General features: G+C 66.9%; 29 protein-coding genes. 7 read left to right on the top strand and 22 right to left on the bottom strand.

What is annotated here, in order from left to right; translation table 11 throughout:
* Window positions 1–813: thiolase family protein (locus A5692_RS10805; protein ID WP_068055551.1), on the bottom strand; the 813-nt coding region annotated here is incomplete at its 3' end.
* Between the two features lie 200 nt (window positions 814–1,013).
* Between A5692_RS10805 and A5692_RS10800 the strand changes: the two genes are divergently transcribed.
* On the top strand, window positions 1,014–1,862 hold the full coding sequence (locus A5692_RS10800) for a proline iminopeptidase-family hydrolase (protein WP_068055548.1): 849 nt from the start codon (window positions 1,014–1,016) through the stop codon (window positions 1,860–1,862).
* 27 nt (window positions 1,863–1,889) lie between these two features.
* Here the strand turns inward: A5692_RS10800 and A5692_RS10795 are convergent, their stop codons facing one another.
* Genes A5692_RS10795 through A5692_RS10780 form a run of 4 tightly spaced genes read right to left on the bottom strand, consistent with a single transcriptional unit; the run spans window position 1,890 to window position 6,085 of the window.
* Window positions 1,890–2,657, bottom strand: a complete 768-nt coding sequence (locus A5692_RS10795; RefSeq protein ID WP_068055545.1) for an enoyl-CoA hydratase/isomerase family protein — start codon at window positions 2,655–2,657, stop codon at window positions 1,890–1,892.
* Window positions 2,658–2,714: 57 nt separating this feature from the next.
* Complete coding sequence (locus A5692_RS10790) at window positions 2,715–3,812, bottom strand: acyl-CoA dehydrogenase family protein (protein WP_068055543.1); 1,098 nt, start codon at window positions 3,810–3,812, stop codon at window positions 2,715–2,717.
* Window positions 3,799–4,704 (bottom strand): acyl-CoA dehydrogenase family protein, encoded by a 906-nt coding sequence (locus A5692_RS10785; RefSeq protein WP_068055540.1) that lies wholly within the window; start codon window positions 4,702–4,704, stop codon window positions 3,799–3,801. The genes A5692_RS10790 and A5692_RS10785 overlap by 14 nt, the downstream gene beginning before the upstream one ends.
* Complete coding sequence (locus A5692_RS10780; RefSeq protein ID WP_068055537.1) at window positions 4,682–6,085, bottom strand: class I adenylate-forming enzyme family protein; 1,404 nt, start codon at window positions 6,083–6,085, stop codon at window positions 4,682–4,684. The genes A5692_RS10785 and A5692_RS10780 overlap by 23 nt, the downstream gene beginning before the upstream one ends.
* Before the next feature lie 123 nt (window positions 6,086–6,208).
* Between A5692_RS10780 and A5692_RS10775 the strand changes: the two genes are divergently transcribed.
* From A5692_RS10775 to A5692_RS10765, 3 genes are read left to right on the top strand one after another with little or no spacing between them, the layout of a single operon-like run.
* Window positions 6,209–6,544, top strand: coding sequence for a 2Fe-2S iron-sulfur cluster-binding protein (locus A5692_RS10775; RefSeq protein ID WP_068055534.1), 336 nt, complete (start codon window positions 6,209–6,211; stop codon window positions 6,542–6,544).
* 23 nt (window positions 6,545–6,567) lie between these two features.
* Window positions 6,568–6,882: a DUF4286 family protein gene (locus A5692_RS10770; protein WP_068055588.1), complete on the top strand. Its 315-nt coding sequence runs from the start codon at window positions 6,568–6,570 to the stop codon at window positions 6,880–6,882.
* Window positions 6,883–6,885: 3 nt separating this feature from the next.
* A complete protein-coding gene (locus tag A5692_RS10765) occupies window positions 6,886–8,151 on the top strand; it encodes an amidohydrolase family protein (RefSeq protein ID WP_068055531.1) in 1,266 nt (421 codons plus the stop codon).
* Between the two features lie 70 nt (window positions 8,152–8,221).
* Here A5692_RS10765 and A5692_RS10760 read toward each other — a convergent pair whose 3' ends face one another.
* The 6 genes from A5692_RS10760 to A5692_RS10735 are packed head-to-tail and all read right to left on the bottom strand — an operon-like array spanning window position 8,222 to window position 13,222.
* On the bottom strand, window positions 8,222–8,821 hold the full coding sequence (locus tag A5692_RS10760; RefSeq protein WP_068055528.1) for a carboxymuconolactone decarboxylase family protein: 600 nt from the start codon (window positions 8,819–8,821) through the stop codon (window positions 8,222–8,224).
* Window positions 8,818–9,573 carry an SDR family NAD(P)-dependent oxidoreductase gene (locus tag A5692_RS10755; protein ID WP_068055524.1) on the bottom strand — a complete coding sequence of 252 codons (756 nt, stop codon included), beginning with the start codon at window positions 9,571–9,573 and terminating at the stop codon, window positions 8,818–8,820. The genes A5692_RS10760 and A5692_RS10755 overlap by 4 nt, the downstream gene beginning before the upstream one ends.
* Before the next feature lie 4 nt (window positions 9,574–9,577).
* The gene (locus A5692_RS10750) at window positions 9,578–10,855 is read right to left on the bottom strand and encodes a cytochrome P450 (RefSeq protein WP_068055521.1); all 1,278 of its coding nucleotides are present in this window, start codon (window positions 10,853–10,855) and stop codon (window positions 9,578–9,580) included.
* Window positions 10,852–11,325 carry a hypothetical protein gene (locus tag A5692_RS10745; protein WP_068055518.1) on the bottom strand — a complete coding sequence of 158 codons (474 nt, stop codon included), beginning with the start codon at window positions 11,323–11,325 and terminating at the stop codon, window positions 10,852–10,854. Before A5692_RS10745 ends, A5692_RS10750 begins: the two co-directional genes overlap by 4 nt.
* Complete coding sequence (locus A5692_RS10740) at window positions 11,322–11,846, bottom strand: hypothetical protein (RefSeq protein ID WP_068055515.1); 525 nt, start codon at window positions 11,844–11,846, stop codon at window positions 11,322–11,324. The genes A5692_RS10745 and A5692_RS10740 overlap by 4 nt, the downstream gene beginning before the upstream one ends.
* Complete coding sequence (locus tag A5692_RS10735) at window positions 11,843–13,222, bottom strand: SRPBCC family protein (RefSeq protein WP_068055512.1); 1,380 nt, start codon at window positions 13,220–13,222, stop codon at window positions 11,843–11,845. The genes A5692_RS10740 and A5692_RS10735 overlap by 4 nt, the downstream gene beginning before the upstream one ends.
* A gap of 288 nt (window positions 13,223–13,510) precedes the next feature.
* Between A5692_RS10735 and A5692_RS10730 the strand changes: the two genes are divergently transcribed.
* Window positions 13,511–14,119 (top strand): TetR/AcrR family transcriptional regulator, encoded by a 609-nt coding sequence (locus A5692_RS10730; RefSeq protein ID WP_068055585.1) that lies wholly within the window; start codon window positions 13,511–13,513, stop codon window positions 14,117–14,119.
* Here A5692_RS10730 and A5692_RS10725 read toward each other — a convergent pair whose 3' ends face one another.
* Window positions 14,120–15,013 carry an LLM class flavin-dependent oxidoreductase gene (locus A5692_RS10725; protein ID WP_231984283.1) on the bottom strand — a complete coding sequence of 298 codons (894 nt, stop codon included), beginning with the start codon at window positions 15,011–15,013 and terminating at the stop codon, window positions 14,120–14,122. It lies immediately after the preceding gene.
* A gap of 8 nt (window positions 15,014–15,021) precedes the next feature.
* Complete coding sequence (locus tag A5692_RS10720) at window positions 15,022–15,915, bottom strand: SDR family oxidoreductase (RefSeq protein WP_068055509.1); 894 nt, start codon at window positions 15,913–15,915, stop codon at window positions 15,022–15,024.
* Window positions 15,916–16,080: 165 nt separating this feature from the next.
* On the opposite strand from A5692_RS10720, the gene A5692_RS10715 reads away from it, so the two are divergent.
* On the top strand, window positions 16,081–16,995 hold the full coding sequence (locus tag A5692_RS10715; protein ID WP_068055506.1) for a LysR family transcriptional regulator: 915 nt from the start codon (window positions 16,081–16,083) through the stop codon (window positions 16,993–16,995).
* A 62-nt stretch (window positions 16,996–17,057) separates the two neighbouring features.
* On the opposite strand, the gene A5692_RS10710 is transcribed toward A5692_RS10715, so the two are convergent.
* The 7 genes from A5692_RS10710 to A5692_RS10680 form a co-directional block, all read right to left on the bottom strand.
* Complete coding sequence (locus A5692_RS10710; RefSeq protein ID WP_369830285.1) at window positions 17,058–18,041, bottom strand: CaiB/BaiF CoA transferase family protein; 984 nt, start codon at window positions 18,039–18,041, stop codon at window positions 17,058–17,060.
* A 47-nt stretch (window positions 18,042–18,088) separates the two neighbouring features.
* Entirely contained in the window at window positions 18,089–19,045 is a 957-nt protein-coding gene (locus tag A5692_RS10705) for an LLM class F420-dependent oxidoreductase (protein ID WP_068055501.1), read from the bottom strand.
* Complete coding sequence (locus tag A5692_RS10700; protein WP_068055498.1) at window positions 19,030–19,461, bottom strand: cobalamin B12-binding domain-containing protein; 432 nt, start codon at window positions 19,459–19,461, stop codon at window positions 19,030–19,032. The genes A5692_RS10705 and A5692_RS10700 overlap by 16 nt, the downstream gene beginning before the upstream one ends.
* Complete coding sequence (locus A5692_RS10695; protein ID WP_068055495.1) at window positions 19,461–21,038, bottom strand: methylmalonyl-CoA mutase family protein; 1,578 nt, start codon at window positions 21,036–21,038, stop codon at window positions 19,461–19,463. Before A5692_RS10695 ends, A5692_RS10700 begins: the two co-directional genes overlap by 1 nt.
* A 96-nt stretch (window positions 21,039–21,134) precedes the next feature.
* Window positions 21,135–21,947: a methyltransferase domain-containing protein gene (locus tag A5692_RS10690; RefSeq protein WP_068055492.1), complete on the bottom strand. Its 813-nt coding sequence runs from the start codon at window positions 21,945–21,947 to the stop codon at window positions 21,135–21,137.
* A 57-nt stretch (window positions 21,948–22,004) separates the two neighbouring features.
* Window positions 22,005–22,706, bottom strand: a complete 702-nt coding sequence (locus A5692_RS10685; RefSeq protein ID WP_068055489.1) for a M15 family metallopeptidase — start codon at window positions 22,704–22,706, stop codon at window positions 22,005–22,007.
* 42 nt (window positions 22,707–22,748) lie between these two features.
* A complete protein-coding gene (locus A5692_RS10680) occupies window positions 22,749–23,348 on the bottom strand; it encodes a TetR family transcriptional regulator (RefSeq protein WP_156766018.1) in 600 nt (199 codons plus the stop codon).
* Window positions 23,349–23,409: 61 nt separating this feature from the next.
* Between A5692_RS10680 and A5692_RS10675 the strand changes: the two genes are divergently transcribed.
* On the top strand, window positions 23,410–25,119 hold the full coding sequence (locus tag A5692_RS10675; protein WP_068055486.1) for a CocE/NonD family hydrolase: 1,710 nt from the start codon (window positions 23,410–23,412) through the stop codon (window positions 25,117–25,119).
* 22 nt (window positions 25,120–25,141) lie between these two features.
* Here the strand turns inward: A5692_RS10675 and A5692_RS10670 are convergent, their stop codons facing one another.
* Window positions 25,142–26,422, bottom strand: coding sequence for a cytochrome P450 (locus A5692_RS10670; protein WP_068055483.1), 1,281 nt, complete (start codon window positions 26,420–26,422; stop codon window positions 25,142–25,144).
* 31 nt (window positions 26,423–26,453) lie between these two features.
* Entirely contained in the window at window positions 26,454–26,666 is a 213-nt protein-coding gene (locus A5692_RS10665; RefSeq protein WP_068055576.1) for a ferredoxin, read from the bottom strand.
* Window positions 26,667–26,719 lie beyond the last annotated feature (53 nt).

Genomic DNA, 26,719 nt, shown 5'->3' with positions numbered 1-26,719 from the left:
GGCGGGGTCGACGCCCACCGACGCCCAGGACCGCACGGTCGCCAGCGCCGGCAGGCCGAGTTCGTCGCTCGCGATCGTCAGCGCGGCCGCACCGTCGTTGGCGCCGCACGCGTTTCCCGCCGTGATGGAAAACCCCTCGATCTCCGGATGCAACGGCTTGAGTGCGGCCAGCTTCTCCATGGTGGTGTCGCGGCGGGGGTGCTCGTCGACCGCGAACAGCCCGTGCGGCGTCTCGATCGGGACGATCTCCTCTTTGAAGCGGCCCTCGTCGATCGCGGCGATGGCGTTGCGGTGCGAACGCAGCGCCCACGCGTCCATCTCTTCCCGACTCACGCCGGCTTTCACCGCGGCGTTCCAGCCCACGGTGATCGACATGTCGAGGTTCGGCGCCTCCGGACTGTCCGGGTGGGTCGGGGGGAACCAGTCGACCCATTCGCCGTCCACCTGCATCCGTGCCCGTGGGGACGTGGACGCGGAATTCACGCCGCCGGCGATGACAAGCCGGTCCATCCCGGCGCGAACACTCGCCGCCGCACTCTGCACCGCCGCCTGGCCGGCCGCGCAGTGGCGATTGTTGGCCAGGCCGGGCACCTGGGTCAGGCCGGTCGTGATGGCGGCGTGGCGTGCGATCACGCCGCCGCCGTAGAGCCCTTCGCCGAGGATCACGTCGTCGACTTGCGTGGGGTCTAAGTCCTTCGCCGTTTCGGAGACCACGTGGTGCGCGAGGTCGAAGGCACTGGTGTCGCGCAACGTGCCCTTCCGGGCGGTGCCGATGGGGGTGCGCAGGGCGGACACGATGACGGCTTCAGGCACGGTCTTCTCCAGTTCGGCGAGCGCGTGGCGGGCGCTCGACGGCCCCCGCGATACATGAGAACACTATTCTCTCATTCTGAGAGTCAGCGTTGCAAGGAGCGGTGCGGTCGCGGGCAGTCGCAAAATCGCATATACCGGCATCGCAGGCTGCGACTTCGCGTCTGCTCACCAACCGAGGAGGCATCGTCGGAGTGCAGGGAATGATCGCGGTCCCGGGCGGCAACGTGTGGTTCGAGCGGGCCGGCGGCGGCGCGGGTCTTCCCCTGCTGGTGGTTCACGGTGGGCCCGGTCTGCCCCATAGCTACTTGCGTTCGCTGGAACGGTTGGCCGACGAGCGAGAAGTCATCTACTGGGATCAGCTCGGCTGCGGCAAATCCGACCGCCCGTCCAACCGCGAGTTGTGGACCATGCAGCGGTCGGTGGCAGAAATGCACGCCGTGGTGACGGGACTGGGACTCGACCGCTTTCACATCTTCGGCAATTCGTGGGGCGGCATGCTCGCGCAGCAGTACGCGCTCGACGTGCCGTCCACCGCCCGCAGCCTCACCATCTCGAACAGCATCGCGTCCATACCGCGGTTCGCGCAGATGGTGGCCCGGCTCAAGTCCGAGCTGGATCCGGCCACCCAATCGGCCATCGAACGACATGAGGCCGCGGGCACGACGTACACGGCCGAATACCAGGACGCGATCCGCACCTGGAACGAGACCTACCTCTGCCGGCTGCGTCCCTGGCCGCCAGAGCTTTTGGCGGCCTTCGCCGAGATGGGCACCGAGATCTTCGAGACGATGTTCGGACCGAGTGACTTTCGCATCGTCGGGACCATCCGGGAGTGGGACGTGTTCGAGCGGTTGGCCGAAATCCGGCTGCCCACCCTCATCCTGGCCGGCAGGTTCGACGAATGCGTGCCCGAACACATGTGGGACATGCACCAGCGCATTACCGGCTCGCGGTTCGAGCTGTTCGAGTCGACCGCCCACATGCCCTTCATCGAAGAGCCGGGAAAGTTCGACCGCGTGATGCGTGAGTTCCTGCAGTTGCACGACTGACCGCGGGCTGGGAATCGCCCCGGTCAGTCAGTTCTTGCCGGCCGCCAGCTTGGTGACGATCGACCGGAAGTCCTCGGTCGTGAACGACTGTTGTTCGGCCGAGAGGGCATAGTCGAGGCTGGCCAGCACCGCCCGCTCCAGGTGAATGTTGAGCACCCGCTTGGTGCTTTCGACCGCCTGCTGGGGCAGCTCCAAAATCTTCTTGGCACAAGCGATTGCCTCGGCAAGCGGGTCGGACGCCACGTGGTTGGCCAGCCCCAGCTCGACGGCGCGCTGCGCGCTGATGCGGGTGCCGGTCAATGCGAACTCCTTGGCCAGCAGCAGGCTGATGTGCAGCGGCCAGGTCAACGGGCCGCCGTCGGCGGCCACCAACCCCACCTGCACGTGCGGGTCGGCGAGGTAGGCCTCCTCGGCGATGTACACGATGTCGCTCAGCGCCACCAGGCTGCAGCCCAGTCCGACGGCCGGCCCGTTCACTGCGGCCACCACGGGGATTCGGCAGCGCGCCATGCCCAGGACGATCTCGCGCCCGTCCCGGATGGTCTTGGCGCGCAGATCGGCGTCGGCCGACAATTCCTTGAGGTATGAGAAATCGCCGCCGGCCGAAAACGCCCGGCCGGCGCCGGTGATCACCGCGGCGCGAGCCGTCGGGTCGTCGGTCAACCGCTGCCACAGCCGCGCGAGCCCGACGTGCAGGTCGTCGTTGACCGAGTTGAGCGACTCCGGCCGGTTCAAGGTGATGATCCGCAGCGGTCCGTCGGCTTGGACGTCGATTTCGGCAGGCATGTCGTACACGTCAGACTCCTTCTATGGTCGTGACCCGCTTCACCCGGGCTCCGCCCGCGCTCGCGATCACTCCAACAATCCCAAGATGCGTGAAGCGATGATGTTCTTTTGTATCTGTGATGTCCCGCCCATCACGCTCTGCGCGCGGCTGTACAGGTAGGCGCTGAGCAGGTCCGGATCGCCGGTTCCGGTGACCGCCAATGCGGCGTGCCCGACGGACTGTTCGACCCAAGTCATCAGCAGCTTGTCGAGTGACCCTTCAGGCCCGTGCGAGACACCGTCGAGCTGTTCGGACAGCCGCCGCCGCACGTGGTGGGTCAACATCTCCGACTGGACCGCCGCCCACGCGAGCTCTTCGGGAACCGGGCCTCCGGAATGCCGGTTGCGCGCGTAAAGGTTTCGCACCAACTTCCCGTATCGGGCCGCGTAACCGAGCGTGGAGGGTTCGCGCTCGTGCCCGACGACGGTCATGGCGACCGTCCAGCCGTCACCGGGCGCGCCGACCATGCGGTCGGCCGGTATCTTCGCGTCGTCGAAGAACACCTGACCGAACTCGTTGGTCACCCCGTTGATCATCCGAAGCGGGCGCTGTTGCACGCCAGGCTGTTTCATCTCCAGCACGAACGCCGACAGGCCGCGGTGGCGTTTGGCCTCGGGGTCGGTGCGCGCCAGCAACAGGCACCAGTCCGCGACATCGGAGTAACTGGTCCAGATCTTGTGCCCGTTGACCACATAGGTGTCACCCTCGAGGCGAGCGGTGGTGGTCAGCGAGGCCAGATCGGAGCCGGCGCCGGGCTCACTGAAGCCCTGACACCATCGTTCGGTGCCGTTGATGATCCCGGGCAGGAACCGTTGCCGCACTTCGTCGTTGGCGTGCCGCCCGATGCCATAGATCAGGTAGCCCACGCTGGGGCGCGGTGGGGCGCCGGCTCGGGCGAGTTCCTCGTCGACGATGACGTCATACACCGGCGGCAGCTCCCGTCCGCCGTATTCGCGGGGAAACGACAGCCCGAAGAAGCCCTCCCGGTACAGGGCCTGGTGCCATTCCGCCTGGCGGGCCCAGTATTCGTCGCCGGATCCGGCGAACTCCGCGGCGTGCACGGAAAGCCAGGACGACAGCCGCTTCCGGAAGGCGGCTTCCTCCGGTGAGTCACGAAAGTCCAAGGTCGATCTCCTTCGGCGCGACGGGCCACAGCTCGGTCGATATCAGGGCGCGCCGCAGGTAGACGTGCGCCAAGCAGTCCCAGGTGTTGCCGATTCCGCCGTGCACCTGAATGGCCGTCTCGCAGACGGTGCGGGTGGCGCGCGCGCAGTAGGCCTTCGCGACCTGCGCGGCGCGGATTGCCTCGGCGGGGGGCAGTTCGTCGACCGCCCAGGCTGCATGCCGCGATACGCTGATCGAACCTTCAATCAGCGCAAGGCTTTCGGCGAGCAGGTGGGCGATGGCTTGGTAGGAGCCGATCGGCTTGCCGTATTGTTCGCGGATCTTGGCGTAGTCGCAGGCGACGGCGTGCGCCCCCCTGGCGATCCCCACCAGGTCCGCCGTCGTGGCGACCAGTGCGAGCGCCAGCCACTGCGCCGCGACGTCGGCGGACACGTCACCCAGCGCCACCGACGTTCCCGCGATGTTCGCATCCATCCGGGTCAAATCCGCGCCGACCCTCGAGTCCAGCACGTCGGCGGCCAGTACCTTGCCATCGGAGAGGCTCAGCGCCCGCTGGGCGCCACGCGCGTCGATGGCTCGGCCGTCGACCGCGACCGTCGCGCCCGCGCCTGAGGCAACGACGCGGCGGGTCAGGTCGTCGGCGAGCACCGAACCGAGAAACGGTGTGTCGACCAGCCGGCGCCCGAATTCCTCGGCGACGATGGCCACTTCGACACCCGAGGCTCCATCGGAGCGCAACGACCTCCAGCCCGTCCCCGCGATCTGCTTGTCCAGGCGGGCAATCCGGCTCTGGTCGTCGAGGTCCTGGACCGCCGAGGGTCCAAGGTCGTCGGCCAACTTGGCGGCGGCGTCGCGCAGTTGCCGCTGTTCAGCTGTCAGACGTACATCCATAGCGCTCCTTCAGAACTCGGCGCAGCACCTTGCCCGAAGGCAGGCGGGGAATGTCGGGCACGAACACGACACGGCTCAGGTGTTTGTAGGAGGCCAGTCGCTGATCGACCCGGGCGGTGAGCTCGCCGGCGTCAACGGGTGCGCAGGTCGCCACCGCGGCGACCACCGCTTCGCCGTTGATGCCGTCGGGCACGCCGAATACCGCGCAGTCCTTGACGGCCGGATGACCGTGCAGCACCGTCTCGATTTCGGCGGGCGCGACCTGGAAACCGCGCACTTTGATCATCTCTTTGAGTCGGTCGGTGATTCGCAGCCAGCCGCCGGCGTCGAGCCAGCCGACGTCGCCGGTCCGGTACCACCCGTCGTGGATGACCTCGGCGGTCGCTTCGGCCGGCAGGTAACCGGCCATCAGCGACGAAGACCGGGCCTGGATCTCGCCGACCTCGCCCGGACAGGCCGGCTCGCCCGTCTCGAGTGAGACCACCCGCACGTCCACGCCCGGCACCGGACGCCCGACGGCGTCCAGCCGGGCGCCGTCGATCGGATTGCAGGCGATGACAGGCAGTTCCGTGGTTCCGTAAGCCGGGACCCAGCCGACGCCGGTGCGCCGGGTCACCGTCTGCGCAACCTCGGTGCTGACCGGAGTGGCCCCCCACATGATGTAGCGCAGGGAGGACAGGTCATAGGACTCGAGCGCGGGATGCGAGGCGATCGCCAACGCGATGGGCGCGACCGCCATTTCCACTGTGATGCGGTCGGTTTCGATGTGATGCAGCATCCGGTCGACGTCGAATCGGGGGTGCAGCCGGACTGGGGCCCCGGTGCGCAGCGCGGTGAGGATGTTGAGCAGCCCGAGGATGTGCGACGGCGGAGTGGCGACTTGAATCCGGTCGCGCGGCGTCAGTCGCAGCGCCTCGCGCCAGTGCCGCACGGCCTCGTCGAGCGCCGCGTGGGTGTGCCGGACGGCCTTCGGCAGCCCGGTGGTGCCGGAACTGAACACCAGCACCGCGTCGGACCGAGGCGGCGGCGTCCCGTACAACGGCTCCCCGGATGCCACCGGCTCGTCGAGGTGGCGCATCGGCATCGCGGCGGCCAGCACGGGATGGTCCCCCACGGCGTGGGCGGGGTCGGTCAGCGCGAGCGCGTGGTCGACCTCGTCACGCTTCCATGCCGGGCTGAGGAGTACCGCCGTTGCCGCCCTCCTCCAGATGCCCAGCACCGCGGCGACGAATTCCGGCCGGTTCGACGCCATCACCGCGACCCGTTGACCCGGGGCGACACCGCTTTTTGCCAGGGTGGCGGCCCAGCCGTCGGCCAAAGCGTCGAGCTGAGCCGGGCCGAATCGCCGGTCCTCGAACACGACCGCAGCCGGCTCGGTCACGTCCCGTCCTTCCCTGACAGGCCGGGCCGACCTGACATCCGCACAAGCTTGAGAAGATCCTATCGCTCTGTGAGAATAGTATTCTCTATAGTGAAGAATGCAAGTACGGGAGGGTGGTGACGAATGACAGTCACCCGAAGCATCGAGGAGACCCCACGGGTGACTGATCCGTCAAACGGCTCCGGGGCGGGAACGGTGACCATCCACTTGGACCGCAAGAAGGTCTCGGTGCCGCTGGTCCCCGGCGAGACGCTGCTGCAGAGCGCGCGGCGCGCCGGTCTCGAGCCACCGTTCAGTTGCGAGGCGGGTAACTGCGGCACGTGCATGGCCAAGCTCGAAGAGGGCCGCGCGACCATGCGGGTCAACGACGCTCTCGACGACGACGAGGTCGCCGAGGGCTACATTCTGACGTGCCAGGGCGTGCCGGACACGGATTCGGTCACGGTGCGCTACGAGTAGCGGCCCGAAGAGAGGTGGCGGCGATGGCCAAGGGCATCATGTACGTCGAGAGTCGGCCCAGTTCCCCGGACCGCGAGGACGAGTACAACACCTGGTACGACGAGGTACACATACCCGAACTTCTGAGGCTCGACGGAATCGTCGCGGCACGCCGGTTTCGTCCGGTCGACGGGAACGGCCCCTATGTCGCCATCTATGAGCTGGAGGGCGATGACCTGCAGGCCATCTTGGACAACATGATCGCCAATGCCGGGCAGCTGCACATGTCCGATGCGTTGCTGTTGGATCCTGCGCCCGTGCCCCGAGTGCTCAAGACGACTAGCGACCAGAGCCGCTGAATCATGGATGTCGACGACCTGATCCTGGTGAGCATCGACGACCACGTGGTCGAGCCGCCGGACATGTTCCTGCGCCACGTGCCCGCCAAATACCGGGACCAGGCCCCGATCGTCGTTGTCGACGAGAAGGGCGTCGACCAGTGGATGTACCAGGGCAGGCCGCAGGGCGTGAGTGGGCTCAACGCCGTGGTGTCATGGCCCGCCGAGGAATGGGGCCGCGACCCGGCCGGTTTCGCCGAGATGCGTCCCGGCGTCTACGACGTCCATGAACGCGTTCGGGACATGAACCGCAACGGCATCCTCGCGTCGATGTGCTTCCCGACCTTCACCGGCTTCTCCGCGCGTCACCTCAACATGACGCGCGAGGATGTCACTTTGGTGATGGTGTCGGCCTACAACGACTGGCACATCGACGAGTGGGCCGGCTCCTACCCCGATCGCTTCATTCCGATCGCGATCCTGCCGACCTGGAATCCAGAGGCCATGTGCGCCGAGATCCGCCGGGTGGCGGCCAAGGGCTGCCGGGCGGTGACCATGCCGGAATTGCCTCATTTGGAAGGGCTTCCGAGCTACCACGACGACCACTACTGGGGACCGGTCTTCCGCACGCTCTCCGAGCAGAACGTGGTGATGTGCCTGCACATCGGCACCGGGTTCGGCGCGATCAGCATGGCCCCGGACGCGCCGATCGACAACCTGATCATCCTGGCCACCCAGGTCTCGGCGATGTGCGCGCAGGATCTGCTGTGGGGTCCGGCCATGCGCGGCTACCCCGACCTGAAGTTCGCGTTCTCCGAGGGCGGCATCGGCTGGATCCCGTTCTATTTGGACCGCAGCGACCGCCACTACACCAACCAGAAGTGGCTGCGCCGCGACTTCGGCGACAAGCTGCCCAGCGAGGTCTTCCGCGAGCACTCGCTGGCCTGCTACGTCACCGACAAGACGTCGTTGAAGCTCAGGCACGAGATCGGCGTCGACATCATCGCCTGGGAATGCGACTATCCGCACTCGGACTGCTTCTGGCCGGACGCGCCCGAGCGGGTGCTGGCCGAGCTGAACGCCGCCGGTGCCGACGACTCCGACATCAACAAGATCACCTGGGGCAACGCCTGCCGGTTCTTCAGCTGGGATCCGTTCGCGCGGACGCCCCGCGAAACCGCGACCGTGAAAGCATTGCGCGCGAACGCCGTTGACGTGGACGTGTCGATCCGGTCCCGCGCCGAATGGGCGCGGCTCTATCAGGAAAGGCAACTGGCCGGGCTGAGCTAGCGCGGCAAGTCCACGGGCGCTCGACGCCCTGTGTGCAGCCGGCTGCACACAGGGCGGTGGCCTTTTAGGTTCAGGGCAACGGCGCACTTCCGGCGGGAGGCGCAAGCCCCCAGGTCTGAAAAGCCATGGACAACATCGTGTACGTGCCGACGACGAAGATCAGTTCCATCGCGGCGTGCGTGTCGAGCGCGGCGACCAGCCGCTCCCACGTCCCGCCATCTACGCGCCCGTCGGCGAGCATTTCGTCGGTTGCCTGCAGGGTGAGCAGGTCGGCGCCGGAGAACCCCTCGTTACCTTCGGCGAGCCTGGCGATGTCCTCCCCCGGGACACCGCATTCGACCGCCAGTTTGGTGTGCTCACCCCAGAAGAAGGCTGAACGGCCGATGTGGGCGACCCGCAAGATCGCCAACTCACGAAGGCGCGGCGACAACTCGCCGCGCCGCAACAGGAAGCCGTTGAAGGTCAAGAATGCTTGAGCCAGCCCAGGGTGGCGGGCAAGCAGGCCGATGATGTCGAATTTCAGGGGGTCCAGGGCGTGTCCCGAACCGGCGCGGGGCACCTTCTCCCCCGGAATCCCCAGCAGGACAGCGAAAGCCGCATACTCCGCATCGCCCCACTGGTCAGGGGCCAGTGGGGCCAACGTTTGCCGCGGGACGCTTTCGTCGGTCATGTTCTCCGCCCTCCGTTGACGCCGATGACTTGGCCTGTGATGTAGGACGATTCGTCTTGGCAAAGAAATATCGCCGCGTTGGCGATATCCTCCGCGCGGCCGGCCCGACGCACCGGTGTGATGCTTGCGAAGTGCTCCAGGCTCGCGGTAAACCTGCCTTCCGCGATCGCCTTCTCCAGCATCGGCGTGACCACCATGCCGGGCGGGATGGTGTTGACCGTGATGCCCTTCGGGCCCAGTTCCAGAGCAAGACTCTTGGTCAGGCCGATCACACCGGCCTTGGAGCTGACGTAGGCGGCCATCCGCGCCTGACCACCCTGGGCGCTGGATGACGAGATGTTGACGATGCGGCCCCACCGGGCGTCGAGCATGTCCGGCAACACCGCCTGCGTGCAGATGAACGGACCGCGCAGGTTCACCGCCATCACCCGATCCCACTGCTCATCGGTGATCTCGGCGAATTTGCCGAACTGCTCAATTCCGGCGTTGTTCACCAGCATCAGCACCGGGCCGAGTTCGGCCCGCACCTTGGACACTGCGGACTCGACCTGGGCGCGATCGGACACGTCGACGACATGGCCGCTGACGGTGGCACCGTTTTCGGTCAGCCGAGCCACCTGCGCCTCCACCGACTCGGCGGCGATGTCGAAGATCGCGACCTTGGTGCCGCGGGCGGCGAGGGCCTCGGTGATGGCCAAGCCCAGCCCCATGGCGCCGCCCGTCACGATCGCGGTTGTTCCCGAAAATGGCATCCCGCTACTCGAATCGGATGTGTAACCGGGTGAGCCCCCGCAAGATGAACGTGGGCAGATACCGGTAGCGGCGATCGCCGGGAGGGCCGTGCCTCTCCTCGTCGATCCGAATATCGTTAGTGCGGGCAAGGAGCCGCTCGAGACTGACCCGCGCCTCGGTGCGTGCCAGCGGCGCCCCGGGACAGGCGTGCGGGCCGCGGCCGAACGCGACATGGCTGCGCGCGTTTGGGCGGTGGATGTCGAATACATCGGGGTCGGGGAATTTGCGGGGATCGCGATTGAGTGCGGCGTTGACGAGCATCACGGTGGTGCCCGCCGGAAGATCGACGCCGCCCACAGTCACCGGGCACTTGGACAGGCGGAAGTCGCCGCGCACGGGGCTCTCGTAACGCAGCGCCTCCTCGACGAAGTCGGGGATCAGTTCGCGGTTGGCACGCAACTTGCGTTGCAACTGTGGGCTTTCCGCGAGCATCATCACCGCGGCGCTGAGCAGGCGCACCGTCGTTTCTTGCCCGGCCGCGAAGAGATTCGCCGCCACGCGCACCGCGTCGATCACCTCCGGCGTGCTGCCGTCGGGGAAGGTGGCCGCCGCGACTCCGGTCAGCACGTCGCCGCGCGGGTTGCGACGCCTGTCCTCGATGTAGGCGGTGAACTTGTCGTAGAGGTACTCCAGCGGCGAATGACGCATCGTATCGCCCTCGCTGCTGCCGATGGTGCCCGCCTCGCTGAGCAACGCGACGCGGAACTCCTCGTGATCCGACTCGGGCACACCCAGCAAGTCCGCGATGACCAGCATCGCGAACGGCGAGGCGAATTCCCCGATGAATTCACACCGTCCACCGTCGAGCGCGACGTCCAGCTGACGGTCGGCGAGACGCCACATGAATTCTTCGTTTTCCTTGAGCCGCTTGGGGGTGATCATCCGCGACAGCAACGCCCGGTGCGAGGTGTGCGCCGGCGGATCGAAGGTGGGCAACTGGTCGTTGAACGGCAACTCTGCGCGCCGCGTCGCGATCAGCTCGGTGATGTCATCATCGCCACGATCGTCCAGTGCCACGGTGAATCCCGGAAAAGGCCCCGTCACCGAGATGCACGACGAGAACCTTTTGGTGTCGTTGTAGATCGCCACACCCTCGTCATATCCGGTGACCATTACCACGCCGTGGTGCTGCTCGCGGCGCAGCGGGCATTCCTCGCGCATGGCCGCGAGATAGGCGTACGGATCGGCGAGCAACTCGTTGTCGGTGAAGAAGTCCCTTGTGTCGATGTCGTCGGCCTTCACTGCGGCAGTTCCACTCCCTCAAAGCTTTTGAACATCTCCGACTGTGGCGGTGCCATCTGAAGGTAGAGGTCGATGTGGCGAATCCTGTCGTCGTCGGTGAACTCGTATACCGACAGCGAGTTGACGACGCTGTTGAAATCGCCTACTTCGCTGCGTTCCTCGAGTTCGAGGAACACGCGGTGCCCGGACTCGGTGATGTTTTTGAACGAGCACTCCCACTTCGACGATGTGGCCCAGTTGGTGAGGAATTCGACATAGCTTTGCCAGTCCATCACCTCTTTGAAGGCGCCGACTCGTTGGAACGCGTCGACAGCGACCAGTTCCGCCAGCGGCCCCCAACTGCCCACCGAGAAGCCGGGTTCCTTCGCTTCGTCGACCAGACGTTTCGTCACGGCGCAGTACTGCAGCACCGTGCGCGACCGCCCGGTGTGCGACTCGATGACATCCTCGACCTCGAGCAAGGCCTTCACACCGATACCCCGGCTTTCGCCAGGCAACGTTCGAGCGCTTCGACGTACTCCCCGGTGCCATGGAACGGGCCGTGCACTCCGATGGCAACGTCCAAGAACGCGTTGTACTCGTCGTTGACGTGGGTCTCCCAGCGGGTCAATTCCCCCACATCGTTGGTCTCGATGAAACTGTATGAGTAAAAACCCATCTGGACGCCGTCCTTGGTGTGGCCCTCCCAGCGGGTCTTCATGACGACACCGTTCTCGGCCGGCCAGTATTTGAAGTCTGCTGGTTTCCAGTCCGGGAAGGTGAGCGAGTAGGCCTTGGCCTCCATGGTGGAGGCACGCGCGGTGTCCTCGGGGAACTGGCTAAATTTGAACACCTGGTCACCCGTGAAGTACGGCGAGACGTAGATCCCGTCTTCGGCGAACTGCCACGCGTCGGCGAACGCTTCGCCGCTTTGCACCCCCTGGCGCAGGTAGGCGTCGCGGTAGGCCTCGGCCATCCGGCGATGGTGGGCGATGCGCTCTTCGATGTTCATTCGGCTCGCTTCGGGGTTGGGGCGCCGTTGGCCATGTAGCGGTCCACGACCGAGTGGTAGTGGGCGATGACGACTTCCTCTTTGACCAACGACATGTGGTCCAGTCTGTTGTTGCGTAGACCGAGTTGCTGCCGTGGCATCTGCTCGTAATCCTGTTGCAGCGCTTCGAAGTACTTGTAGCAACCGGGTTCGTCGACTTCGGTCAGCGGGACGCTGAAGGCGTCACGGTGCTCCGGCGGCAGGTACATGTAGCTGCTGACGTGCCAGATGCACCGATTCGGATCCCCGTCGGGATGAGGCACCGCCATGATGACGTGACATTCGCCGGCGCGAATTGTCATGAAGTAGTTGGGAAACAACACCCAGCCCTGGTTGTCGCTCATCTGGTCGTCGGTGAGGCCACCGACGTCCAGCCCCATCACGGTCAGGGTGTCGCGGGTGGCCCGTTGGAGCAACTTGCGCGCGGTCACGCCGTCGGGAAACTCGACCGAGCCGTCCGACGCCCGGTATTCGGCGACCAGTTCCTGGAAGCGCGGGATGACCGCGACGGTCGAGGGGAAGGTGTCCGGCAGGTTCAGGATGCCCTCGATCTGCTTCTCGGCACTGGCGCCTTTCACTTCGAACGGGGCGACCGCGACACTGTGGTTCTCGAAGAACCGGTATCGGGCGGTCGTCGGATCGATGACGAGCACACTGAGGAGTTGCGGGTGGATGCCGTTGATGTGGTAGCCCTCTTCGAAGGCATCCATGACGACTTTCCAGTTACACTCCAAGGCTTCTCGAACATCCATCACGGTGACCATGTCGGCGAGATGGTAGGGGGCGAGCAGTTCGATGACATCAGGGCCGAGAAAGTCGCTGAGCGGCTGCGCGTTTGGGTCGGGGTTGAGGAAGATGAATCCGCCGAAGGTGTCGACCGGCACTTCCAGGAGGGAGTTCTCGTTCTTGTCGATCGGGCCGGCGAGGTTCTCCCGCAGCATCCCGCGCAGCCTGCCGTCCAGGTCGTATGACCAAAGATGGTATTGGCAAAGGAAGCCGCGCTTGGCATTCCCGGCGGCGGCGTTGCAAAGGATGTTTCCGCGATGGCGACAGGCGTTGACGAATCCGCGCAGTTTCTCGTCCTTGCCACGGACGATCACGAACGATTGGTTCAGAATCCGGTACTGCTTCCAGTCACCCGCATTCGGAAGCTCGTCGACTCGTCCGGCGATCTGCCACACCCGCATCCAGATGCGCTCGTGCTCGTGCTGGGCGTAGTCGCGCGACGTGTAGCGGTCGGTTGAGATGGACATGTTGAAGGCGTCGAGGTCTGGCCGGTCGATGCCCAGCCCTGCATCCCGCTCCACCCACTGTCCCGGTCGGGTCACCTGGCTCATGCCGATCTCCTCATCGTGGTGACGTCGTACGCGAGCGGAGCCCACCGCCAGTGCGGTGTCCGCTCCATGTGACGGCTGTCACCTTATACAGAGATGCATGAAATATACAATAATGTATTAAAGTGGTGGGCGTCACATAGGTGTGCGTTGCGGCCACGGTCTTGACGTCGGGCGCGCGCGCCGGCACGACGGCCTGGCGATCGGGTAGGCAGAGCAATCAATAGCTCTGCGCACCAAACTATTTCGATGAATCGCAGTGGGTGAGCTGCAATGTGGGAGGATGGGCCGGTGGCGGAACGGTGGACGAGGGAGCGACGCCTCGAGCACACCCGCGGCCTCTTGCTCGACGCCGCGGAGGAGGTCTTCGCGCGCAAGGGCCTCAGCGGTGCAGCGCTGGAGGACATCGCCGATGCGGCCGGGTATACCCGCGGCGCCATCTACTCGCACTTCGGCGCCAAAGAAGAGTTGTTCCTTGCGGTGACTGACCGTCAACGCCAACGGTTCCTCGACGGCTTCGCCGAAATCATTCAGTCCTTCGACCGGCTCGGCGACATCGACATCGACGAACTCGCCGATCGGTGGGCCCAGGCCAGCAGCGATCCGAACCGGGCTGCGCTCAACTACGAACTCACGTTGTTCTTACTGCGGAGCCCGGCGGCGCGCGACCGGCTCGCCGTCCAGCGACTGGAGACCATCCGCTCGCTGGCAGAATTCATCGCCAAAAACGTGGCGAGACTGGGCGCCGTCCTCGCGATGCCGGCCGATGAGCTGGCCCGCGTCATCCTTGCGGTCAATGACGGTGTCACCCTCGGCAGCCACCTCGACGGGGTGAATCTCTATCGCCCCTATCTGCAGCTGGTGGTGTCGGCGGTGGTGCCCACCGGTGACACGTCGTAACTAGAGCTCGGCCAACGCCGGACCCAGTTCTGCGAGTTGGTCGATCCCGGCAGCGAATTCGCCGCCCATGGTTGGCATCAGCGTGACGTGGTCCGCGCCGGCGGCCAAGTGCTCCCGGGCTTTGGCAGCGATGTACGCCGGATCACCATGGGCGACAAGCGCGTTGACCAGCCCGTCGCTCATCTCGTCGATGTCACGGGCCGAGTAGCCCAACTCTGCCAGCCTGGACGCATACGACGGCACGCCGAGCCGGCCCGACACCGCGTCCCGCGCGCTCTGGATGTCGCGGACGACAGACAGCCCGACGACCAGAAGCTTGTCCGGTCCGAGTGTGTGCCGCGCCCGCGCGGTGAACTCCGTCGGCAGACCGGCGGGAAAAGCCCCATCGGCGAGCTCACCCGCCAGCGCGAGCATCTTGGGCCCGTTGGCGGCGACGATGCGGGCATAACCTGCGTCGGGCGCCGGCGGCCAGGTGGCGCTGTTCATCCGGCCGAGGTAGTCGCGCATCGTGGCCAGCGGGCTGCCGAAATCCTGACCGACGCTGACGGCCTGCTCCGGGTAGCCCACCCCGAGTCCGAGCACGATTCGGCCCGGATAGGCCTGCGCCAGTTGGGCGGCCGCGGCATGCATGGTCTGAGCCGGCCGCGCCCAGATGTTGGCGATGCAGGTGCCGAATATCGTTCGCTCGCCGTCGCTCAGCAGCAGGGCGAGTTGCACCAGCGCGTCCTTGCCTACGAGCTCGTTGGTCCACACCGCCCGGTATCCGGCCCGTTCCAGCCGGCCCACCGCCTCCCTTTGCAGCTGGACAGGTGGCGGCCTGGTGAATGAGACCGGCAGGCATACGCCCGCCGGTCCCAACGCTTTCCGGGCGGCGTGGACGACCGAAGCAGCCACGGCGTCGCTCACTCGCCGAAGTAGTGGCCGGCGTCGAGGTCCTCGAGCAGTCCCGGCCCCTCGGGTTGCCAGTCCACCACTTTCTGCGTCAGCGCACTCGACGTCGGATTGTCCAGCGCCGCGAAGAGGGCAAGGAAGCCGAAATGACCGGCTTCTTCCGCGGGAAGGCTGACCGTCGGCACATCCAGGTGGCGGCCGATGACGGCGGCGATCTCGCGGAACCGCACCCCTTCGTCGGCTACACCGTGCAAACGCGTTCCCGGGGGCGCCTTTTCGAGCGCAAGCCGGTAAAGGTGGGCGGCGTCCAGCGTGTGGACCCCGGGCCAGCGGTTGGCCCCGTCACCGATGTATGCGGACTTTCCGGTGCCGCGGGCGGTGCTGATGAGGTGATTCGTGAAGCCGTGGTGGTCGAGGTCGCTGTGCACGATTGGGGACAGCCGGATCACCGAGGACCGCACCCCGCGCTCGGCCAGTGCGATCACCGCGTTCTCCGAGTCGACCCGCGGCCCGCCGGGCAGCGTGTCCTGTTCCGTTCCAGGACCGCCATGCCCCAGCAGCGAGAGAAGCAGGGTGCCCGAGGTGCTGACAAACGGGCGGTCGGAGCCGACGAGCACCTCCCCGATGGCCTGCACGGCGCGCAGGTCCGCCTCGGCGGCGCCCACGAAGTCGTCGAAGTCGTGTTTGAAGGCGAGGTGGATGACGCCGTCGGACGCCGCGGCGGCGGACCGCAAACCATCGAGGTCGTCGAGGTCCCCGCGGTGCACCCTGACGCCCTTCGTCGCCAGTGCGGCGGCAGACTCGTCGGAGCGGGCCAGGCCGGTGACCTGATGCCCGGCTTCCAGGAGTTCGTCGACGACGGCCGAACCGATGTGCCCGCTCGCTCCCGTCACAAAGACATGCATGAAAGTCCCTTTCGCTGTTCCATGTTCGCGAATTCCAGTCAACTGACCCGGCTCACCGGCTGTCCAAGACCCGTTTCATATGACGTGATACCGAATCGACATCACCGCACGTCACTCTGGGCTTGCAGCGCGCAGCGCGGCTGCCGACGCCGTTACACTTCTCGCATGACCGAATCGGTATTGCCCGTGATCGACCTCGATCTGCGGCTGGTCGGATACTTCGTCGTGGTGGCCGAACATCGACACTTCGGCCGGGCCGCGACCGCGTTGCGCGTGGCGCAGCCGTCGCTGAGCCGGCAGATCCGCCGGCTCGAGCAACAACTGGGCGCTCGACTGCTGGATCGCACGCCGCAAGGCAGCAAGCTGACCGAGGCCGGGGAGGTGTTTCTGCCGCGGGCCAAGGCCCTGCTGCGTTCGGCCACGCAAGCCGCCGCGCAGGCCCGGGCCGCCGCCCAGCCGAGCCGAATTGCGATCGGATACACGACCGGGATGATCGTCACCCCCGCGGTACGCGAGATGCGCCGCGAGCACCCCGACGCCGAAGTGCAAGTCTCGCACCTGGATTGGGACCAGGCCCTGGACGCGCTGCTCGGGCATCGGGTGGACGCGGTGGTCACCCGGCTACCGTTCCCGACCGACGGCCTACACGTGACGGTCCTGTACGACGAGCCGCGGGTGCTGGCGATCCCCGTTGACCACCGCCTGGCGGGCCGGGATTTCGTGACACTCGACGACATCGCCGACGAGCCGATGCCCCGCGTGCGCAACTCGGACCCGGCGTGGAGCGCCTATTGGCGAATCGACCCCCGACCCGATGGCCGCCGGGCGCCCGACGGCCCGTTCATCGACGCACTCGAGGACAAGTTCGAACTCATCGCCTCGGGACAGGCCGTGGCCATCACGGCGGGGTTTCACGGCAACAGCCTGCGGCCGGACATCACCACGGTCCCGTTGAAAGGCGTCGACCCTTGCCATGTGGTGCTGGCGACGCGCGCCGGAGACCGCAGCCGGTTGGTGGCGGCGTTCCGCAAGCTCGCCGAGGCACACCTCACGGGACCGCGCGCCTCAGCCCGAGCGTGAAACCAACCTCACGGTCGCGCCCGTGGGCGTGAAACTACGTTCACGCTCGGCGGCGGCCGCGGCTACCCCTCCGGAAGCTCGGGCGGCGGCCGGTAATCGGGCTCGTAGCCCGCGATGCGGATCGGACTGCCGACCAGGCGGAAGTCGCCCGCGGTGATGACGGCCTCGGGGGTGGCTTCGAGCGCCTCGGGCAGCGTCCTGACCGCTGCCGCCGGCACCCCGAGTGGTCGCAGTCGGCCTTCCCATCCGGCGGCGGTGTCGGTCGCCAGCATCGCCGAGACCACCGCCAGCACTTCGTCGCGGCGGGCCACCCGTTCGGCCATCGTCTCGAAGCCGCCGATACCTGCCTCGCTGGCGAAGGATTTCCAGAAGCCGTCGTGCGTGATGAACAGCGCCAGATACCCGTCGGCCGTCGGGAAGAGCTGGGCCGGAACGTAATACGAATGCGCCCCATAGGGGTGACGCTGCGGTTCGACGCCGCCGTTGAGGTACGCCGACGCGTGATAGTTCAGCTGCGACAGCATGACATCGCGCAGCGACACATCGACTTGTCCGCCGGTGCCGGAAATGATCTTGGCCAAAAGTCCTAGGGCCGCGCACATCCCGGTCGAGTTGTCGGCCGAGGAGTAACCCGGCAGGGTTGGCGGGCCGTCTGGGTCACCGGTCAACGCGGCGATCCCGAAACCCGCCTGGACAACGTAGTCGAAGGCCGGATCGTCGCCGCCGTGCAGACCGAACCCGGTGATCGCCACGCAGACGATCCGCTCGTTGTGCCCTCGCAGCTGCTCGTAGGTCAGCCCCAGCCGGCGGATCGCCGACGGCTTGAGATTGACCAGCAGCGCATGGGATTCCGCGGCCAGCTCGCCCAGGTGATGCTGCCCCGCCTCGGAGTTCAGGTCCAGACAGACGCTCGACTTGTTGCGGTTGAGGCTGGCGAAGTAGGTCGCCCCGACCCCGCGCGAGATCTCGCCGCCGCGCGGCTCGATCTTGGTGACCTCGGCGCCGAGGTCGGCGAGCAGCATGGTCGCGTACGGGCCGGCCAGCATGGTGCCGACCTCGAGGATGCGGATTCCGGCGAGCGGCCCTTCAGACGTCAACGCAATTCCGTTGCGAGCGAGGCGATCATCTCGCGGGTTCGACGTTTGGACGCGACCAGCTCGTCGCGGTTGTCACCAATCGGCAGCAGCCGCACCGACAGATCAGTCACGCCGGCATCAGCGAACCGGCGCATCCGGGCCAGGATGGCCTCCGAGTCTCCGGCCGCACAGAGATCGCCGACGTCGCGGGCATCGCCGCGTTCGAGGAGGCGCTGATAGTTGGGCGACACCTCGGCCTCGCCCAGGATGCGGTTGGCCCGCTCCTTGGCCTCGTCGACCTGCGCCGGTGCGCAAAGGCATACCGGGATGCCCGCGACGATCCGCGGTGCGGGGCGTCCGGCGTCCGCGGCGGCCTTGGTGATCTTCGGCGCGATGTGGTCACCGATCGCGCGCTCGTCGGCCATCCACAACACGGTGCCGTCGGCGAGTTCGCCGGCGATCTGCAGCATCACCGGCCCCAGCGCGGCGACCAACACCGGCATCGGGGTGTCGGCCCCGATCGCCAACGGGTTGTGCACCGTGAACGAATCGTTCTCGACGTCAACCGGTCCCGGGCCGGCGATGGCGACGTTGAGCACCTGCAGGTAGTCGCGGGTATACGCGGCCGGCTTGTCATACGGCAGGCCGAGCATGTCCCGGATGATCCAGTGGTGCGACGGCCCCACCCCCAGCGCCAGCCGACCGGCGGACACCGCGTGCGTCGAAAGCGCTTGGCGGGCAAGGGCGATGGGATGTTGGGCCTGCAGCGGCACCACCGCGGTGCCCAGCTCGATGTGTGAGCTGTGCGCGGCCATCAGCGACACCATGGTCAGGCAGTCGAAGTCGTCGGGCACCTGCGGCATCCATGCGGTGTCCAGGCCCACGGATTCGGCCCACTCGATGTCGGCGGCCAGCTTGTTCACCTTACGGGCCATATCGCCGCGCTCGGCGCCGATCATCACTCCGACGCGCACTGTTCCTCTTTTTCTGCAACGGGTTCGGGGGTGCCGGTCAGCGCACGGATTTCGCGCACCAACCCGTCCAGCGGTGTTCCGGTGGGGAATACCGCTGCGGCGCCGGCGGACAGCAGCTTGGGCACATCGGCGTGCGGGATGGTTCCGCCCACCACGACGGCGATGTCCGCGGCGTCGGCGGCCCGCAACGCTTCGATGGTGCGGGCGGTCAGCGCCAGGTGCGCACCGGACAGGATGCTCAGGCCGACGACCGCCACGTCCTCCTGGACGGCGATCGACGCGATGTCCTCGATGCGCTGCCGGATGCCGGTGTAGATCACCTCGAACCCGGCATCGCGCAGCGTGCGGGCGACGATCTTGGCGCCTCGATCGTGACCGTCCAGGCCGGGCTTGGCGACGAGAATCCGGGCGGCCACTAGAACACCACCGGTTGCTGGAACTCGCCCCACACCGCCTTGAGCGCGGAGACCATTTCGCCGACCGTGCAGTACGCGTTGGCGCAGTCGACCAGCTTGTGCATCAGATTGTCGTCCCCTTCGGCAGCACGCGAGAGCGCGGCAAGACTGGATTCGACTGCCGCCGAGTCCCTTTCGGACTTCACCTGAGAGAGTCGCTTGAGCTGGAGATCGCGGCCCTCCGCGTCCAGTTCGTAGGTCACGACGTCCGGTTCCGGCTCTTCGGTCACGAACCTGTTGACCCCGACGACGGGCCGGACGCCGGCCTCGATGTCCTGGTGCACCCGGTAGGCCTCGTCGGCGATCAGGCCCTGCAGGTAGCCGTCCTCGATGGCATGGACCATCCCGCCGTGCCGCTCCAGGTCGCTCATGATCTCGATGATGCGGGCCTCGGTGGCGTCGGTGAGCGCCTCGACGAAGTAGGAGCCGCCGAGCGGGTCCGCGACGCTGGCCACGCCGGTCTCGTGGGCCAGGATCTGCTGGGTGCGTAGCGCCAGTGTCGTGGTTTCCTCGGTGGGCAGGGCGAACGGCTCGTCCCAGGCCGCGGTGAACATCGACTGGACGCCGCCCAGCACCGCGGCCATCGCCTCGTAGGCCACCCGGACTATGTTGTTGTGGGCCTGCGGCGCGTACAGTGACGCACCGCCACAGACGCAACCGAAGCGGAACATCGCCGCCTTGGCCGTGGTCGCCCCGTAGCGCTCGCGCACGATCGTGGCCCAACGGCGCCGCCCCGCACGGTATTTGGCGACCTCCTCGAAGAAATCGCCGTGCGTGTAGAAGAAGAACGAGATCTGCGGTGCGAACTGGTCGATGGTCATCCGGCCGCGTTCCACCACGGTGTCGCAATAGGTCACGCCGTCGGCCAGGGTGAACGCCATCTCCTGCACCGCATTGGCCCCGGCGTCGCGAAAGTGCGCACCCGCCACCGAGATCGCGTTGAAGCGCGGAACCTCGGCCGCGCAGAACTCGATCGTGTCGGCGATCAGCCGCAGCGAGGGCTCCGGCGGCCAAATCCAGGTTCCGCGCGACGCGTACTCCTTGAGGATGTCGTTCTGGATGGTGCCGGTCAGCTTCGCCCGCGGTATCCCCTTTTTCTCGGCCGCGGCGACGTAGAACGCCAGCAGGATCGCCGCCGTCCCGTTGATCGTCATGCTCGTGCTGAGCTTGTCCAACGGGATGCCGTCGAACAGGATCTCAAAGTCGGCCAGGGTATCGACCGCGACGCCGACCCGGCCGACCTCCTCGCCGAACTCGGGGTCATCGGAGTCGTAGCCGCACTGAGTCGGCAAGTCGAGCGCCACCGACAGCCCGGTCCCGCCCTGCTCGAGCAGGTAGCGGTAACGGCGGTTGGACTCCTCGGCGGTGCCGAAGCCCGAATACTGGCGGAACGTCCAGAGCTTGCCGCGGTAGCCGGACGCGAAGTTACCTCGGGTGAAGGGGAACTCCCCGGGTGGCGGCGGTGTCGCCGCGAGATCCCCGGGGCCATAGACCGGCGCAAGCGGAATGCCGGATGGTGTCTGGGCCGCGTTATCCATCGTTGAATAACGTACTTGCAAAAAAAGAGAATGCCAATACCGCATAGCTGACCAGGCGAAACACGCCCGCGTCGGCCCCTTTCTCGCCCCGATCGGCTACGCCCGGCAGAGGATTTCGCCGTGCGGGACGGCGATCCAGCCGTCCGGCGCGGCCGCCCAGGCGCGCCACGCCGCGGAGATCTCCTCGAGTTGCGCCGCCGTGGCCAGCCCCGAATCCAGCAGGTCGCGCGCGACCCGCGAGTGCAGGATTCGGTCGGCCCACATGTCGCCCCACCATTCGCGGGCCTCCGGCGTCGCGTAGCACCACACGCTGCCCGTGGGGGTGACGTCGGCGAAACCGGCCTGCTGGGCCCAGGACAGCAACCGCCGCCCCGCATCGGGTTCGCCGCGGTTGGCGCGAGCGGCCCGCCGGTAGAGCTCGCGCCACAGATCCAGCGCCGGCGACTCCGGGAACCAGATGAAGCCGGCATAGTCGGCGTCGCGGGCCGCCACGACGCCCCCCGGTGCGCACACCCGCCTCATCTCACGCAGGGCGCCCACCGGGTTGGCGACGTGCTGGAGCACCTGGTGCGCGTGCACGACACCGAATGCGCCGTCGGGAAAGTCGAGCCGGTGCACGTCGGCGGTGGCGAACGAGACGTTCGCAAGCCCACGCTGCTCGGCCTCCGCGCGGGCCACGCCGAGCACGTCGGCCGACCGGTCGACGGCGGTTACCGGCCCCGGTGCGACCCGGGCGGCGAGGTCGGCGGTGATCGTCCCGGGTCCGCAACCGATGTCAAGGAGCGACATTCCGGACTTCAGGTGGGGCAACAGGTATGCCGCGGAATCGTCCGCGGTGCGTCGCCGGTGACTCCGGAGCACCGACTCGTGGTGTCCGTGCGTGTAGGCGGCCCCGGGTTCGTCGGTCATGCCCGAAGCCTACCGACTCGCTCATATTTTGAAACTATTGTCTCGCTATATGAGACGCTAATCGACCGGCACGTTCAGGATCGGCCGGTCGACCGCGGCGCCGGGGCCGTCGAAATGCCACCACTCCCCGGAGTACGGGGCCAGGCCGCCGTACTTCATCGCGTCCCGCAGCGCCGCACGATTGGCCTGCGCGTCGGCGCTGACGCCCTGGGTTGCGAAAGCGGTTGCACGCGGGGAGAAGTCGTCGAAGTCGGTCCCCATGTCGGCCAGGCAGAGGCCGTCGGCATGCTGGCCGGACGCGCACGGCTGCTGCGTCGTTGTGAACGTCACGTCCACCGAGCGCCCCGATTCGTGGCTGTGCGCATACTGGCCGGGGCGCGCGACCCACGCCGGATTCGGGACGACGTTGAACATCTTGACCTGCGCATCGTGCGGCCGGTAGCAGTCCCAGAACACCAGGAGGTGCCCCTGCGGGCGCAGCGCGGTCGCGGCCGCCGCCAGCCCCGAAGCCATCGATTGATGCACGAGGCATCGGGCGTCGGAGGGGTACAGCTGCGTGTGCGTGAAGTTGTTGGTCGTCGCGTAACGCAGGTCGATGATGGCGTCGGGGACGACGCTGCGGACGTCGACGAACCCGGCCGCGCGCGCCGCATCGCTCACCGGCGGGACATCGGGGCCGGCCTGGGCGCTCCCGGCCCCGCAGACCGCGACCAGACCCGCGACGGCCGCAGGCGCAAGGAGCCGGGGCAAGACACGCATCCGGCCATTGTCGCGGTTGGCGCCCGTGACTTGCGTTATCTGCTACGCGATGTCGCCCTCGACATAGCGCTGCAGGTTCGGCGCCATCGCCGCCACCACCTGGTCGTCGGGCATCGAGGCGATCGGCTCGATCTTCCAGACGTAGCGCAACAACGCGAAGCCGATCAGCTGGGTGGCGATCAGCCCGCTGCGCCGCAGTCGTTCGTCCTCGCCGGCACCCAGGGTGGAACCGCCGATCAGGCCGCGCTCCACGATCAACCGCAGCTTCTCGCGGGTCTTGTCCTCGTGGGCGGCGGTCAGCACCACTGCGCGCAGGATCGGACCGACCTCCTCATCGGTCCAGGTGTCCAGCACCGTGCGGATCAATTGCCGACCCAGGTCGGCCTTGGGCGTCGCCCAGGTCGCCGCCACCGCGTCGAGCCACTTCTGCGGTGGCGTGGTCGCGGCGTCGAGCAGGCCCTCCTTGGAGCCGAAGTAGTGGTAAATCAGTGCCGGATCCACGTCCGCGGCCCGGGCGACGGCACGAATGGCCGTGCCGGCCCAGCCATATTCGGCGAATTCGTCACGAGCGGCGGCCAGGATGCGTGCCGCCAGCACGCCGCGCTCGTCGCGCGGACCGGGGGTGATCGGTCGCTTCGGCACCGCCCCACCATACCTGAAGTCTCATCTTGCGTTGAAACTAGTTTCAACGTAGCGTGAATTTGTGACGACGCTCAACGGCCCCCAAACCACGGGCCGCGAATACCGGAACCTCAGTGAGCCGCAGTACGTGGTGTGCACCGACATCAACACCGCGATCAGGATGCGCGACGGCACAACGCTTTTGGCCGATGTTCACCGGCCGGACGCCGAAGGCCGCTTCCCCGCACTGCTGGCCGCCTCGCCGTATCCACGGCAGATGCAGGACCTGGGCGCACCGGCGGGGTTCATCGAGGCCGGCAGGACGGACTTCTGGGTCCCGCGCGGCTACGTGCACGTCATCGCCAACCTGCGCGGTACCTGCGGCTCCGAGGGCACTTTCAACTTCTTCGACGCGCAGGAGCGCCGCGATGTGCACGACCTCGTCGAGTGGGCCGCGGCCCAGCCGTGGTGCGACGGCAACGTCGGCATGATCGGCATCAGCTACTTCGCGATGACCCAACTCGAGGCGGCCGTCGAACGGCCGCCACACCTAAAAGCGATCTTTCCCCTTGCCGTGACGAGCGACCTCTACGAGGGCGCCAACCACCACGGGCTGCTGAGTTCGTCATTCATCACCCCGTTTCTCGCGATGATGGGCCTGACCTCCGACCGCAGCGACAAGCTGTGGCGCAGCAGGCCGATCGGTTTGGCGCGGCGCGTACTGAACAGTCCGGGCGTGCACAAGAGATTCGAGACCATGAACGGCGAGGCGGCGGTCACCATGCTGCGCCAGCTGCTCAGGCTGCCACACGATCCACACCCGTGGGACGAACTATGGCAGGAGGCGGCGGTCAAGCACCCGACGCGCGACGAGTGGTGGGAGGAGCGAAACCTGTTGCCGTTGCTCGAGAAGATCGACATCCCGGTCTACCTGGGGTGTGATTGGCAAAACGTGCCGTTGCACCTGCCCTCGACGTTCGCCACCTGGAACGCGCTGTCGCACAACGCACACGTGCGCATCGGCATGCTTGGCGAGTTCGGGCTGACCTGGCCGTGGGAGAGCATGCACACCGAGGCGCTGGCCTGGTACGACCATTGGCTGAAGGGCCGCGACACCGGCATCGCCGAGGGGGCGCCGATCCGCTACTTCCTGCCCGGCGCCGACGAGTGGCGAACCGCCGACTGCTGGCCGCCGTCAACGGCCCCGCATCGCGAGCTGGCCCTGCGCGCCGACGGCGCGCTGGATGCCGAAGAGGGCGAGCCCGGCGGTCGCGAATTCATGGTGCTCGGCTCCGGTTTGGGCCGCGTCAAAGCCAGCCCGCTCGACCCGCCGTCGATCCTGACCTGGACCAGCGCACCACTGGACCAGGACGTCGATGTGGTCGGGGATATCGAGCTGCGGCTGATTGCGTCAGCGACGGCGATCGACACCGCCTGGATGGCGATGCTGCACGACGTGGCCCCCGACGAGGAGACGACCGCCGTGACCGCGGGCTGGTTGCGTGCCAGCTTGCGGGAGGTCGACGAAGCGGCCAGCCGCCCCGGCGCGCCGGCGCTGCCCTGCCGCCACCCGCGAGCGGTACCGCTGGGAGAAGACGTCGAATATCGAATCCCGTTGGTTCCCAATGCTCGCCGGTTCAGGGCGGGCCACCGCATTCGCCTGACCATCACCAGTGACGACCAGGCCCCGTCGACACCGGCGATCATGAACTTCCGGCACGCCAGCGTCGGCACCTCGAGCCTGAACACGGTGCGCTCGTCGTCGCGGCTACTGCTGCCGGTGCTCGGGTAGCCGTCGCCGCAAAGATGAATCGTCAGTCCACCGGGGTGAATTCGATGTGCAGGTCGGTAAGCCCGCGCAGCAGGAAGGTGGACTCGTAGCGATATTGACGATGGCCGGGTGGGCCGTGTTTGGCCTCGCTGATCAATATGTCGCGTGCCCGGTCCAGAAGGCGGTTGATGGTGATCTGTCCTTCCACCCGCGCGAGCGGGGCGCCCGCACAGGTGTGGATGCCGCGCCCGAAGGCGATGTGCTCGCGAACGTTCTTGCGGTCCACCCGGAATTCGTTGGGATTCTCGAACTTTCGCGGATCGCGGTTCGCCGCTCCCAGGCACAGCATGATCACCGTGCCGGCCTGGATGTGCACCCCGCCCAACGTGGTCGTCTTGCGCGCGAGCCGGAAGTCGACCTTGGTGGGACTCTGCATGCGCAGCGCCTCTTCGATGAACGGGCCAATGAGGTCGCGGTCGGCGCGCAGGCGCTCCTGTAGCTCGGGTTGATCACCGAGGACCTGGACTGCCGAGCTCAGCAGCTTGGTCACGGTCTCCTGCCCGGCCGCGAACAAGAAGGTGGCCGGCCGGACCACCTCCAGCAGGGGCGGGGTCGAACCGTCGGGATAGGTCGCGGTGGCCAGGCCGGTGAGCACGTCCTCGCGCGGCCGCTCTCGCCGCTCGGCGATGTAGCCGCTGAAGAGGTGATCGAGGTACTGCAACGGGTTACTGCCCACCGGTTCGTGGTCGAGGGCACCCACCCTGGCGCCCGGGGCGTTGCCGGCCCCGAGGTTGCGGCGGATCTCGGGGCGATCCTCGTCCGGGACCCCGAGCAGGTCGGCGATCGCCAGCGTGGCGAACGGTTTGCCGTAATCGGCGAGGAATTCGCAACGACCGCCGGCGAGGAATTCGTCGAACTGCCGGTCGGCCAATTGCCAGATGTAGTCCCTGTTTTCCTGCAACCGGCGCGGCGTCAGGAGCCGGCCCAGCAGAGAACGCGCCTTGTCGTGTTCGGGCGGATCCATGACGACCATGTGCTCGAAGATCGGGAATTCGTGGCGATGCGCTTCGATCTGCTCGCTGATGTCGTCGCCTTCCGGTGTAAACGGTAGCGGCGGGAAGGGACCGCCGATCGCGTTGACCGCGGAGAACGAATCGACGTCTTTGAAGGCGGCTTGGACTTCGTGGTAACCGGTGACCGCCACCACACCGTAGTGCGGCTCGCGGAATACCGGTCCCTGCTCGCGCAGGTAATCCCAGTACGAATAGGGGTCCTGGGCGATGTCGGCGTCGGTGAAGTAGTCGACGTCGGCGAGATGGGTCATGAGTCCAAATCCTTTCCCGGCATGCGGAAGTTCAAGCGCGGCGCATCAGGCAGATGTCTCTTGCGTGACCGCTGATGGCCTGACGCGGACAGGCGGCCACTGCGGCTTCCACGGCGGGCCCCAAGGACTCGTCGGGTTCCTCGTCGCAGGTTGCGATGTCCTCACCCAGATCGAAGACGTCGGGGGCGATCTCGACGCATAGGGCATGCGCCTCACACAGCCGGGGATCCACCCGGACACGCAGCCGAGCGGTCGCCGCCGGCGTACTGCCGCCGGTGGCACCGGCCTTCGCCGTGA

Source organism: Mycobacterium sp. E342 (assembly GCF_001667665.1).
GTDB lineage: Bacteria > Actinomycetota > Actinomycetes > Mycobacteriales > Mycobacteriaceae > Mycobacterium.
Note: the sequence above shows the minus strand (reverse complement) of the source record. Positions and strands in the feature narration are given on the sequence as shown.

Excerpts from the sequence above, each read along its gene's own strand:
- A5692_RS10720 (WP_068055509.1), bottom strand. The coding sequence starts at position 15,915 with ATGCATGTCTTTGTGACGGGAGCGAGCGGGCACATCGGTTCGGCCGTC.
- A5692_RS10785 (WP_068055540.1), bottom strand. The coding sequence starts at position 4,704 with ATGGATGTACGTCTGACAGCTGAACAGCGGCAACTGCGCGACGCCGCC.
- A5692_RS10740 (WP_068055515.1), bottom strand. The coding sequence starts at position 11,846 with ATGAACATCGAAGAGCGCATCGCCCACCATCGCCGGATGGCCGAGGCC.
- A5692_RS10770 (WP_068055588.1), top strand. The coding sequence starts at position 6,568 with ATGGCCAAGGGCATCATGTACGTCGAGAGTCGGCCCAGTTCCCCGGAC.
- A5692_RS10685 (WP_068055489.1), bottom strand. The coding sequence starts at position 22,706 with ATGCGTGTCTTGCCCCGGCTCCTTGCGCCTGCGGCCGTCGCGGGTCTG.
- A5692_RS10800 (WP_068055548.1), top strand. The coding sequence starts at position 1,014 with ATGATCGCGGTCCCGGGCGGCAACGTGTGGTTCGAGCGGGCCGGCGGC.
- A5692_RS10710 (WP_369830285.1), bottom strand. The coding sequence starts at position 18,041 with ATGCTGGCCGGCCCGTACGCGACCATGCTGCTCGCCGACCTCGGCGCC.
- A5692_RS10695 (WP_068055495.1), bottom strand. The coding sequence starts at position 21,038 with ATGGATAACGCGGCCCAGACACCATCCGGCATTCCGCTTGCGCCGGTC.
- A5692_RS10760 (WP_068055528.1), bottom strand. The coding sequence starts at position 8,821 with ATGACCGACGAAAGCGTCCCGCGGCAAACGTTGGCCCCACTGGCCCCT.
- A5692_RS10690 (WP_068055492.1), bottom strand. The coding sequence starts at position 21,947 with ATGACCGACGAACCCGGGGCCGCCTACACGCACGGACACCACGAGTCG.
- A5692_RS10670 (WP_068055483.1), bottom strand. The coding sequence starts at position 26,422 with ATGACCCATCTCGCCGACGTCGACTACTTCACCGACGCCGACATCGCC.
- A5692_RS10735 (WP_068055512.1), bottom strand. The coding sequence starts at position 13,222 with ATGAGCCAGGTGACCCGACCGGGACAGTGGGTGGAGCGGGATGCAGGG.
- A5692_RS10755 (WP_068055524.1), bottom strand. The coding sequence starts at position 9,573 with ATGCCATTTTCGGGAACAACCGCGATCGTGACGGGCGGCGCCATGGGG.
- A5692_RS10775 (WP_068055534.1), top strand. The coding sequence starts at position 6,209 with ATGACAGTCACCCGAAGCATCGAGGAGACCCCACGGGTGACTGATCCG.
- A5692_RS10765 (WP_068055531.1), top strand. The coding sequence starts at position 6,886 with ATGGATGTCGACGACCTGATCCTGGTGAGCATCGACGACCACGTGGTC.
- A5692_RS10715 (WP_068055506.1), top strand. The coding sequence starts at position 16,081 with ATGACCGAATCGGTATTGCCCGTGATCGACCTCGATCTGCGGCTGGTC.